This is a genomic window from Lysinibacillus irui, assembly GCF_028877475.1.
Taxonomy (GTDB): Bacteria; Bacillota; Bacilli; order Bacillales_A; family Planococcaceae; genus Lysinibacillus; species Lysinibacillus irui.
The window spans coordinates 2127179-2138936 of record NZ_CP113527.1 but is presented as its reverse complement, the minus strand read 5'-3'; the positions used below and the strand labels follow the sequence as shown (position 1 = coordinate 2138936).

The window sequence follows — 11758 nt, the reverse complement described above, 5'->3', positions numbered from 1 at the left end:
TTTTAGCAAATTAAGCAATTTTTTTCGCAAAGGATGGAATAATGAAATAAAGCGTGCATTTTTCTTAATATTTTAGCGGGATTTTCAAGAAGAAAACGGTTCCAATATTAACCTCACTCTTGACTTCTACTGTTGCATTGTATTTTTCAAGTAACATCTTCGAAATACTTAGCCCTAAGCCAGTTCCACCAATTTGACGATTTCTTGCCTCATCCACGCGATAAAAACGATCAAAAATAAACGGAATATTGTCTTGTGCTATTCCTATACCATTATCAGCAATTTCTAAACATGCATAATTTCCAGCAACAGAAATAGAAATTTGTATCTCAGGAATTTTTTCACAATAACGAATAGCATTCTCTATTATATTACGAACGATTTGACTTAGTGCATTTTCGGTAATAAATAACGGACCTATTTCACCATGCTTCGACAGCAAAATTCGCGCTTGTGGATGCACGAGCTTCAGTTCATCTATCACCACTTGGAGTACCACCAGTGCATTTGCCTCACTCGCATGATCTTTTTCTTCACGCCGTGCAAGCTCTAATAATTCCTCTATCATTTTGCGCATACGTGCGATTTCCGATAAAGAGGTATCTATCGATTCTTCTAAAATGGCAGGATCGTTTTTGCCCCATCTTTTTAAAAGTGAAAGATGTCCTTCAATTGCTTGTATGGGTGTTCGCAGCTCATGGGAAGCGTCTGCCACAAATTGTTGCTGCTTAGTAAAAGAAATTTGCAGCTCATTCATCATAGCATTGTACATTTTCAATAAATCGCCAATCTCATCATGTGATGTATAAGTCAATTGGATAGGCTCATTAAACCCCTGATCCATCACCTTTTTCATCGATGCACGCAATTCACGTAATGGCTTCATTAAATAATTGGCAAGATAATAGCCGATAGAACCCGATAACACTAATGCGCCTATCCCTGCTATAAGCATCGCTGTCAGTAGATAATGCATCAGTGATTGAAAGCTTGTTAACGGATGTATGACTTGAATATATCCCTGAAAAAAGCCTAGTTGCAATGGCTCGTTGATTACTAATACATCCTGCTTGTCGATTGTCGTCTCGATAACCTCTTGCATTGCAGTAAGAGGTACGGCTTCTGACGTATGATTAATACGTAGGATTTCTATGCCATCTACATTAAACAATCTGACCGTTTCATCACGATCGGCAATTGATTTCAGTAAACCTGTATTTTGTTGGATTTGCTGAATCGTAATATTGGGACCCTGAGATTCTAAAAAGGAGATGATATCCTTACTAGTTCGGACTACTTTACTCTCTTCATCATTTAATAACCATGTATGAAGAAATAAATAAACAACAACACATATAATGGTATAACTAATAAAGATGACGATACTCGACGTTAACATCCATTTTGTTTGCAAAGATTGGTGGCGTAGATATCCTTTTAATTTGTTCATTCACGCATCACGTATCCAACACCTCGAACGGTTTCAATATAAGCATTCATATCACCAGGTAGTTTTGTGCGTAAATGTCTTATATAAACATCTACTACATTGGTCTCAATATCTGTATCATATCCCCAAACTGACGTTAAAATATGTTCCCGTGTACATACTCTATTTTTGTGCTCGATTAATAGTTTCAGTAAATCGTATTCTGTCTTTGTTAAGTCAAGTTTATTCCCTTGCACAAAAACTTCATAGGCTGCTACATCTATTTCGATATCGCGAAAACAGAGGGATTCACTGTTTGCTGCCGCTGGCGTGACACGACGTAAAATCGTCCGTATTCTCGCAAGTAGCTCTTCAATCGCAAACGGTTTGACGATATAGTCATCCGCACCTGCATCTAAGCCCGCTACACGATCCATGACAGCATCTCTAGCCGTTAATAAAATAATAGGAACCTGTGACTGTGAACGTATACGCCGACAAATCTCTATTCCATTAATGCCAGGTAGCATTACATCCAGTAACAGGACATCAAAATTTTCAGCTGTTGCCATTGCAAGTCCTTCTCGACCATCGAAAGCAGCTTTCACCTCGTAGCCTTCATGCTGTAATTCTAGTTCGACAAAACGAGCAATATGCTTTTCATCTTCTACTAATAATATCTTTTTAGGCATCGTATCACCTTCTATTCCAAAATAGCGTATGAAGGATTTTAATCCATTTACGGTACTAGCATAACACCAATTAAAAAGTCTGTCTCACAAGTTTACCTTGTGGACAGACTTTTTTAATGGCTGCCAGAAATAGAGAGCTTATTTTTCCCCAATTCTTTTGATTTATATAAAGCTTGGTCAGCTAAATCCAATAACTCATCTAGTGTTTGGCCATGATCGGGATAATAAGCAATTCCTATGGAGGCTGTTGGTGAAAAATGATGATCTTCAATGATCCAGCCTAATGCTAATTCATCTCGAATCCGACGAATAATATGCATCATTTGGCTATGTCTTTTTTCTATATCTCTCGTTAACCCCGTTAAGATGACAATAAATTCATCGCCACCTAGACGAATAACCATATCATGACTACGAATCGTCTTGTTTAAGGCATCGCCAAATCGTTGAATAAATGCATCACCTGTGTCATGGCCAAAGCGATCATTTACCTCTTTAAAATCGTCACCATCTAGATAAAGCATAGCTACACATGTCTGATTGTCGTTTGCTTCCACCAGTAAATTCGGAAACTCCTTTTGTAAATAACGTCGATTAGGTAGCTGAGTTAAAGCATCATGATAAGCTAGATACAGCAAATCATTTTCCCGTTCTTTACGATGGGTAATTTCACGAGACACCATCATGATTTGTGACACCTTCTCCCGTTCAGGGTCATGGACAACTGTGACATTGCCCTCCGTCCAAATCGGCGTACCATCTTTCGCCCTCAGTAGTAGCTCAAACTGTGTATCAGTCTGACCAGAATAATTATTAATGAATGATTGCCACTCACTCTTACTTTCTCCATCAATAATGTCACTGTAAAACTGTCCTTGCAGCTCTACATTGTCATAGCCTAAATACATATTATAGGATGGGGATGTATAAATAATGATGCCATCCTCATTCGTGATGACAATTAAATCGTTCGTATTTTCCGTAATGAGGCGGAAAGTTCGTTCGATATTTTTTAATTCCGTGAACATTCTTTTCTTGTCCGTAATATCATAGTTAATGGTTAAAATTTGTTCGATGTCACCAAACTCGTTTTTTAATGGAACAATAGTGGCTTCAACCCAATAATCGGCATGATATTTCGTCCGATAGCATAGCTCCCCCTGCCAAATCTCCCCTGCATTAAGCTTGTCATTTATGCTCTGCAAAAAATCCTGCCCATGGATCCGTGGTTCGATTAATGCATACGGCTGGCCAATTAGCTCCTCTGCGCTATAGCCACAAGCCTGTAAAAACATTTCACTTACTTCAGAAATATTGCCTTCATGATCTAATACGGCAATGGCCGTGGCAGAGTTTAATGCAGATTTAAATACATCAAGCCCGTGAGATTTCGAACGTAGTTCTGCTTTTTGAACCGTGAATTGGGTAAAGTCTTGCATGATAAGAAATATAGCAAAAGAATTATCATCCTGCATCACAGGTGATAATGATACTAAATACATTCGTTCCTGTTGGTCCAGCGTGTACAATCTAATGATCTTTTCTGCAACGTTTTCCCCTCTTGCCGCCATTTGTAAGCATAAATTTATTTCTTCCACTTCTTCTTTTGGAACGATTGGTAGATCAACAAACCTTTTTTGCTTGACGCTGTCATTATCTAGTTGGAAACCTTCCATAAAGCTTGCATTCACTTCGTAAATCATGCCTTCAGCAGATAAAATAACAGTAGAGAAAAAGGCATGATCAAACATGGACCGCATAAATAAAAATTTATCTTCAATACTGCGGTCATAAAGAATTTCCTTCGTGATGGCCAAAATATAGTCTTCATTATTATATGTCAATGGTCTGACGGACGTTTCGTATTTACGCACCTCCGACTGAACATATGCATAATCTACATAGTCAACCAGATTATGCTCGCTAATTGCCTGATGATACTTTTTCTGAATGATCGAGAAATTTCGTTTTGAGGTAACAGTCGAAAGCATTTTTCCAATCGCCTCATTGGATAACAGATCTCGAGCTGCTTGGTTTAAGCGAATATATTGATAATCGTCTCCTATTTTTTTCATGAGAAAAACAAAATCCTTGCCAATAAACAATTGATTAAAAAAATCTTCGCTTAAAAGATACTCCATGCTGTCACCTCCAGAAAACCCTTGCAATCATGATAAAAATGTTAGTATGTATCCGTATGTAGAATTAAAATAATACTACTATTATAACATAAAAATAAATAATTACCTTTCTAGAATCAGAAATAATATATCCTTTTTAGGGTAATATTTGATATATTACCTATTCTAGCAAAACTTAAATCCTACTAAAGAAATGGATAAATGATTAATTTTAGTTAAAAGTGATAGGATAGACTTAATGTTAAAAAACAACAATAAAATTGATATTACCATCTCCTTTATCAGAATTTACTGACTATTAAACTTGAATTTTGTTTTTTACGAGCAAAATGATTGCATCAAACAGTTTCTGTGTTATATTATATTTAAAAAACTAGCCTTTTTTCGGTATGGTCGAAATCAGTAAGACAGCGGGAGATTATGGAATATCATAGTTATAACGTCTAGTTCTTTGGGTTTTAATTCCAGTACGAATTTTAGTTTTCTTCTTTATGCTTCAACGGAATTGTTTTAACTACCCTAGTAAAGGAGGCGTTTCGTATGCTTAAACATCGAGACCTGCATGAATGTACAGAGCTTTATGAGCTATTATCACACCCTTCTGTATTCCCTTTTGTCCGTCAGAAAGCCACATCAGCTGATGAATATTGGTTTATGACAAAACAACTGATTGAGGAGGAGGCGAGAGGACTCGCTATCTCGAGGACCATTACTGATGACTGGGGTCAACCAATCGGCACCATTAGTATACACGATGTTGAGGACGGTGCAGGCTTTTTAGGAACGTGGATTGGACTCCCTTACCAAGGTAAAGGTTATAATCAAAAAGCGAAAATGTTATTTTTAAACGAGTTATTTTTTGAATACAATTTCCATACGGTCTTTCTCCGTATACGAGTTGAAAATATAAAATCACAGCGTGCTGCGTTAAAACTCCCTTATGTGATGAGTGCAAACGAAAGCCATCCTACTCTACTAGCACAGGTCAATAGCGGCGAGGCACAATTTAATTTATTTAAAATTCCAAAAGATTTATTCTATCTAACAACAGCACATCAAATACAAGAAGGCGAAGAGCAAGCAATGTAACGCTCTTATATAAGAAGAAGCTATAGGTTTTGTCACATGACATGCCCTATAGCTTCTTTTTATAGCCTTTATTTTTTATATTGTAAAATTAATGACGCCATTTCATCTGGTGTTTTTGGCTTTTGCGTTTTCGCCATCGTCTCCACCATTTCTGCCTTACGCTCTGTTAGAGTATGAACAGATTTCATAAATGATTCCTTTGTTAGCTCTTCTTCCTGTAACACTTCTGCATAGCCTTGTTTTTTAAATAAATTGGCATTTAATATTTGATCTCCGCGGCTTTTTTGTGCAGAAAGCGGCACTAAAAGCATTGGCTTATGAAGCGCCAAAAATTCAAAGATGGAGTTAGAGCCTGCTCGCGACACAATAAAATCAGCTGCATGCAATAAATCAGGTAATTCAGTAGTCACATATTCAAATTGCTTGTAGCCTGGCATCTCTGCTAACGCTTCATCGTAATTCCCTTTACCACATAAATGGATAATATGAAATTGCTTTAAAAGCTCTGGCAAGTTTTTACGCAAGGCCTCATTGAGGACCACTGAGCCCAAACTTCCTCCCATGACAAGTAACACCGGCTTTAAAGTAGAAAAGCCACAGAAAGATAAACCTTTTGCTCTATCCCCTTGAAACAGCTCTGGACGGATAATAGAGCCCGTGCAAGTTGCCTTTTCTTGTGGTAAATGCTTCAGCGTTTCTTCAAAAATCGTAAACACATGTGACGCAAAAGGCAACGCAATTTTATTAGCAAGACCTGGCGTCACATCGGATTCATGAATAACGACAGGAACACCCGCGAGTTTCGCTGCCATGACAACAGGGACAGAAACGAAACCTCCTTTGGAAAAGACAACTTGAGGCTTCACTTTTTTCATAATACGAAAAGCCTGCATCATTCCAGCAAGCACTTTAAATGGATCTGTAAAATTTTTCATTGAAAAATAACGACGCAATTTACCACTCGCAATGCCATAAAACGGAACATTGGGAAATGCCTCGCCTATTAATTCTTTTTCAATACCCTGTTCTGAGCCAATATAGTGGACATCATAACCAAGTTCGAGTAAAGACGGGAGTATCGCTTGGTTTAACGATACATGGCCAGCTGTCCCACCACCGGTTAAAATGATTGTTTGTTGTTTCACATGAATTCTCCTATTCCTTAAAAACCATTGTAGTCAGCACTACTTTTTGTTTACAGTGTTCTATTTTACTATATGCTGACGAAAAGATATAGATGAAGCATGAAAAATTCAGCTTTTCTCTCTTTACATATGCTATACTTGTTCATTATGTTCATGAAGGAAGTATAAAACATGTACCAAACATCTACAATCAAGGAAAAATACGCATTACTCTTAAAAATGATTGTCCCTATACTAGTGACACAAGTAGCTATTTATCTCATTTCATTTTTTGATATTTTAATGTCCAGTCGCTATGGGACGGCAGATTTAGCAGGTGTATCGATTGGCTCCTCTATCTGGATGCCCATTTATACTGGCCTGTCAGGGATTCTTCTTGCCATTACACCGATTGTCTCACAGCTTGTCGGTGCAAAAAAAGAGATGGATGCTAAAAAGGCTGTCCAGCAAGGCATTTATGTAGCCATCATGCTAGCTATTATTATTTTCTCAGGACTCTTTTTTGGCATTGACTGGATACTTAGCAAGATGAGCTTAGAATCTGCTGTACATAATATTGCCAAGGGCTACATTTATGCAATGTGTGCTGGTCTATTACCACTATTCTTATTCTTTGTTATGCGTTGCTTTATTGACGCACTCGGACAGACACGTGTCACGATGATTATTACTTTAATGACAACGCCGATTAATATTGCCCTTAACTATATGTTTATTTTCGGTAAATTCGGCGCACCTGAGCTTGGTGGGATTGGTGCTGGTGTCGCAACAGCCATTACATATTGGCTCATTTTCATGATTACGGTATGGATTATCGCGAAACGAGTACCGTTCGAACGTTTCCGTCTGTTTCACCAATGGCCTAAACTAGAATGGCTGCGCTGGAAGGAAATATTACTCATTGGTGTACCGATTGGCATTTCCTTATTTGCAGAAACAAGTATTTTCTCTGCCGTGACGATGATGATGAGTAACTTTAGCACTGAAATAATTGCAGCCCACCAGATTGCCTTAAATTTCACTTCCCTTTTATATATGGTACCGCTTAGTATTTCCATGGGCGTTACGATATTAGTAGGCTTTGAAATTGGCGCTGGACGCATGCGTGATGCCCGCATTTATAGTTATCTATGTGTAGGAACAGCCATTTTGTTTAGCTTTATTTCTGCTTGTATCCTATTCATTTTACGTGAACCAGTAGCTCATATGTATACAGCAGACAGCATGGTGCTCGAATATGCCGTACAGTTTTTAGTCTATGCGGCGATTTTCCAGCTATCTGATGCGATCCAAGCACCTGTACAGGGAGCTTTAAGAGGATATAAAGATGTGATGATAACATTTATAATGGCCATTATCTCTTACTGGGTAATCGGCTTGCCTGTAGGCTATGTCCTTGCTACGCATACTGATTTTGGCCCATTCGGCTATTGGATTGGACTTGTTGCAGGCCTTACAATGGGTGCTATTACCCTTCTCATTCGCTTACTTATCGTACAAAAAAGAGTGACCGTCTAACGATTAAAAATCGCCTTTTCCTGTTGAGAAAGGCGATTTTTATCGTATAACTCCTGTACGAATGATTTTTACTTGAACTGTCGGCACAAGCTGTAATGATGCAAATTCATCACGCCAGTTTTCTTGAAACATGTTTGGGTGGTAAGCCCGAATATGACGACCTATCCCTAATGTATCTGACTTTTGATTTTGAAGAATGCGTAAAACCTCCTCAAATTCAGCCTGCACACGATCTTGAAACAATTGTTGAACATCTTTGAAAATGGAATCTTTATATAAATGATTTTGGGCAAATTCCTCAATTTCCATGTCTATTTGATAGTCCATCGTGATTCTTCGTAATTCCTCATTCACTGTCCATTTCCTTTTCACATGAATAACATTTGCTGTAATCGGCATTTCTTTTCCATCATGCTTCCACATATAGCTCATTCGTGCTTGTTTACTAGATTGATTCATTAAAAGCAGCATCATTAATGATTGATCTGGTGTTAAGACTGTACCCGTAAAGGTTTGACCTGAAAACAAGGCTAAACCAGCTGCAACCGCATGCTTTCTATCCTCACTTAGCTTGATATATGGAAGAGCAATATCGATTGTCTGTTCAAATAACATCGAGCCAACGGTCTGTAAATCCAGCTTCGGAAAATAGGTATTTTCTTCTGAACTTTCAATAAACCGTTGATAATAGCCTCCTGCACTACCCGATAAATCTTTTGTTAAGTCAATAAACGGTTGAACATCCCCATCTGTTATTGCAATTTTAATGGAAATGGGGTTATGGGGATCACGAAAATAAATATCTAAAATATCATAAAGGGGCTCTTTTACCGTTTGATCCGAAACAAGAATAGTTGATAGTTCTGATAAATCAAGTGTCTGCTCGACATTCAAATTGGCTTTACTACGAACATCCCTTGGTGAAATTCCCTCAGCCATAATAATCTCTGTTTGCTGAGCAGTATTGTTGGGATAGGCATAATAACCTTTATATTCCCCCACACGCCCTTCCACACCAACAAGCGTCACAACGGAAGCATTTTTATAGAGGCGTTCATCCCAACAAGCGACAAGCAGCAAGACGGACAACATCAGTAGAATCCCCTTACGATACACCTTTTCCCCTCCATTTATTCCAATAGATAATGACAATGGGTAACAAAAACGTAAAGACTAAAAATAGATAATGTAAAGAGTTTTTGATTATTTCTATGCTTCGGAATTTAATAACAAAAAGCGGAAGAACAGCTAGCAATATGTGATAGACAACTATACTTCCAATCGGTTTCTTCCTATTTTTCTTCAAATACAGCAAACGAAAAGACAGTCCGAAAATCATGACCGTAACAATCGACCAAGAAAGCCATATATAAACGAAAAAAATATCAAGCCGCTTCACGAATGTGACTTCCTGTGATTTCAAAATATACATAATTGGCTCTGGAATAAGCTTGATCTCCTCCAAACCAAAAAACATTTGCGTAAAAACAATCGACATAAAGAAAAAAATAAAAATGACCAGTTGATAGATGAACAATGGTTTCCCTTTGACCTGTAATTCCTTCTGTACATACGGTCGATAGATGAGGTACATTTCAATTCCAAAATAAGCGTAAGTGCTATGAATGATCCCCGCTATGATTTGTTTATTATTCCACTCAACTGGGAAAAGGTTACTCCACGTTAAGTCAGGTAGCGCTAGCATTAAAAAAATCACAAATAGCAAAATAATCGGCAGTAGCATGACACTCATATTAATGACTGTTTCAGGTCTACTCACATTAGCATAAAGAGATAGTGCAGCAATAATGACTACAACAATCCATTCAGGTGTCTGCGGGAGTACCCATGAGGCTAATACATAGCCCATATAGGCAATTAAAATAGCTGTTAGCAGCAGCCAATAAATTTGATAGATCCATCGAAAGAATGCATTTAAATAGAAATATTGATAATTACGTTCGAAAAATAGGAGTAGACCATAATGTATGACACTACCTACCATAAAGATCCACCAAGCATTCGTCTGACTGCCAATGATTAATGGTGTTTGGAAGGCAATATAAACAACACCTGTCTGTATGATAAATAATAAAAGAAAAAATTGAGCTTTTGAAAGAGAAACATTCATGGTGTATCCTCATTTTTTGCCTGTGCATCCTTTGGCGGCTGAAAGCTAGTAACTTGAACGGATGGCTTAATAAACGGCCAGCGTAAAAAGATTTTAAAGACCGCTTTTGGCTGAAATGGAATGATCGGTGAAAAATACGGCTGTTTTAAGGACGTTAAATTGAGGAGATGAATGAGTAAAATAACAATCCCCACAACAATCCCTAAAAAACCAAACATAGAGGCTAGTACCATAAACGGAAATCGTAGCATACGAATTGTACTATTCAATTCAACGGATGGCACCACATAGCTGGAAATAGCCGTTAGAGCGACAACGATGACCATTAAATTGGATACTAGGCCCGCACTTACAATTGCATCCCCTATAACTAAGCCTCCAACAATCCCGATGGTTTGCCCTACGGATTGTGGTAAACGAATGCTCGATTCTCGAATTAATTCCATAATAATTTCAAGAATAAGGGCTTCGATTAATGGACGATAAGGGATATCCTTTACATCATTTTTCACTTGATTACTTAATTCCAAAGGCAATACCTCAAAGTGAAAGCTAATCACGGCAATATAAAAAGCTGGTAAAAAAACAGCAGTTATAAACGACAGCAATCGGACAATTTTATAAAAGGATCCAACGATTACTCGACCATTGTAGTCGTCTGGTGTTTGATAGAAAGAGAAAAACGTGACGGGTGCAATAAAAGCGGTTGGTGAAATATTCGTCATCACGACAACCTTACCCTCCACTAAATTGGCAACAACCCGATCAGGATGTTCTGTATTTAGCAATTGAGGAAATGGAGACAACACAGAATCCTCCAATGCATCACTTAATTGACCTATACTATAAAAATAGTCGATATCGAGAGACCTAATACGCTTCTCTATCTCACGCAGTGTCTCCGGTTGGATCACCCCATCCATGTAGAGATAATACGCTTTTGTTTTGGTTTCTTTGCCAACCAGAAAAGATTTAACGACAAGCGCTGGATTATTCACCCGTTTGCGTAACAAGGCTAAATTCGTATCGATTCTTTCAATAAAACCTTCATGGGAGCCACGTAGAATATGTTCATTAATAGGTTCTTCAAGATTTCGGTGGACATCGTTGATAATAGAAAGTGTCAGCATTTTCCCTATTTCAGGCAATATAACAATTGTTTCGCCCTGGCATACCCGCTCAATCGCTAGAGGGAGGTCAAAATCTTCTAATGTCGTAATTAAGGTTTCACTCCAAAAAGGCTTTTCTGTATCTAATCGTGCATAAATCGTATCTAATACTTTTTGTACTTCCTTCGCATCAACAAGAGAAGCGTAAAAGCATAAAATAGCAGGGTTTCCTTCATGCCAATCTACCTGTCTGACTGTCAAATCAGATGAATGGTAGAATACTTTTTGCAGGCTTTTCATCATATATTCCACTTTATCCATAAAACGCCTCCTCTATTGGAGAGTATAAGCATTTTTAGCAGTTTTCAAACGCCACTCTTATAAGGGAACAGAGACATAAAAAAAGATGCCCTTAAGGAAAAAGGAGCATCTTGATGGTGTTTTATTTTTTAAAATAAGTCTCGAGATCCTCATACAGAAAAGGCTTACCTTCCATTTTTTCAT

The 11758-nt window shown here is 37.8% G+C and carries 9 protein-coding genes; 2 read left to right on the top strand and 7 right to left on the bottom strand.

Going from position 1 to position 11758, the window contains the following annotated elements; all coding sequences use genetic code 11:
• Nucleotides 1–64 precede the first annotated feature (64 nt).
• The 3 genes from OU989_RS10735 to OU989_RS10725 form a co-directional block, all read right to left on the bottom strand.
• Nucleotides 65–1450, bottom strand: coding sequence for a sensor histidine kinase (locus OU989_RS10735; RefSeq protein WP_274797151.1), 1386 nt, complete (start codon nt 1448–1450; stop codon nt 65–67).
• Nucleotides 1447–2121 carry a response regulator transcription factor gene (locus OU989_RS10730; RefSeq protein WP_274797150.1) on the bottom strand — a complete coding sequence of 225 codons (675 nt, stop codon included), beginning with the start codon at nt 2119–2121 and terminating at the stop codon, nt 1447–1449. The genes OU989_RS10735 and OU989_RS10730 overlap by 4 nt, the downstream gene beginning before the upstream one ends.
• A gap of 113 nt (nt 2122–2234) precedes the next feature.
• Entirely contained in the window at nt 2235–4262 is a 2028-nt protein-coding gene (locus OU989_RS10725; protein WP_274797149.1) for a diguanylate cyclase domain-containing protein, read from the bottom strand.
• A 540-nt stretch (nt 4263–4802) separates the two neighbouring features.
• Here OU989_RS10725 and OU989_RS10720 point away from each other — a divergent pair.
• On the top strand, nt 4803–5351 hold the full coding sequence (locus tag OU989_RS10720; RefSeq protein ID WP_274797147.1) for a GNAT family N-acetyltransferase: 549 nt from the start codon (nt 4803–4805) through the stop codon (nt 5349–5351).
• 68 nt (nt 5352–5419) lie between these two features.
• Here the strand turns inward: OU989_RS10720 and OU989_RS10715 are convergent, their stop codons facing one another.
• Complete coding sequence (locus OU989_RS10715; RefSeq protein ID WP_274797145.1) at nt 5420–6496, bottom strand: undecaprenyldiphospho-muramoylpentapeptide beta-N-acetylglucosaminyltransferase; 1077 nt, start codon at nt 6494–6496, stop codon at nt 5420–5422.
• 171 nt (nt 6497–6667) lie between these two features.
• On the opposite strand from OU989_RS10715, the gene OU989_RS10710 reads away from it, so the two are divergent.
• Nucleotides 6668–8014, top strand: coding sequence for an MATE family efflux transporter (locus OU989_RS10710; RefSeq protein ID WP_274797144.1), 1347 nt, complete (start codon nt 6668–6670; stop codon nt 8012–8014).
• Between the two features lie 39 nt (nt 8015–8053).
• Here OU989_RS10710 and OU989_RS10705 read toward each other — a convergent pair whose 3' ends face one another.
• The 3 genes from OU989_RS10705 to OU989_RS10695 are packed head-to-tail and all read right to left on the bottom strand — an operon-like array spanning nt 8054 to nt 11575.
• A complete protein-coding gene (locus OU989_RS10705; protein WP_274797143.1) occupies nt 8054–9130 on the bottom strand; it encodes a Ger(x)C family spore germination protein in 1077 nt (358 codons plus the stop codon).
• Nucleotides 9120–10145 (bottom strand): GerAB/ArcD/ProY family transporter, encoded by a 1026-nt coding sequence (locus tag OU989_RS10700; protein ID WP_274797142.1) that lies wholly within the window; start codon nt 10143–10145, stop codon nt 9120–9122. Before OU989_RS10700 ends, OU989_RS10705 begins: the two co-directional genes overlap by 11 nt.
• Nucleotides 10142–11575, bottom strand: a complete 1434-nt coding sequence (locus tag OU989_RS10695; RefSeq protein ID WP_274797141.1) for a spore germination protein — start codon at nt 11573–11575, stop codon at nt 10142–10144. Before OU989_RS10695 ends, OU989_RS10700 begins: the two co-directional genes overlap by 4 nt.
• Between the last annotated feature and the right edge of the window lie 183 nt (nt 11576–11758).

Coding starts and splice junctions, on each gene's coding strand:
- OU989_RS10710 (WP_274797144.1), top strand. CDS start 6,668: ATGTACCAAACATCTACAATCAAGGAAAAATACGCATTACTCTTAAAA.
- OU989_RS10730 (WP_274797150.1), bottom strand. CDS start 2,121: ATGCCTAAAAAGATATTATTAGTAGAAGATGAAAAGCATATTGCTCGT.
- OU989_RS10695 (WP_274797141.1), bottom strand. CDS start 11,575: ATGGATAAAGTGGAATATATGATGAAAAGCCTGCAAAAAGTATTCTAC.
- OU989_RS10720 (WP_274797147.1), top strand. CDS start 4,803: ATGCTTAAACATCGAGACCTGCATGAATGTACAGAGCTTTATGAGCTA.
- OU989_RS10735 (WP_274797151.1), bottom strand. CDS start 1,450: ATGAACAAATTAAAAGGATATCTACGCCACCAATCTTTGCAAACAAAA.
- OU989_RS10700 (WP_274797142.1), bottom strand. CDS start 10,145: ATGAATGTTTCTCTTTCAAAAGCTCAATTTTTTCTTTTATTATTTATC.
- OU989_RS10725 (WP_274797149.1), bottom strand. CDS start 4,262: ATGGAGTATCTTTTAAGCGAAGATTTTTTTAATCAATTGTTTATTGGC.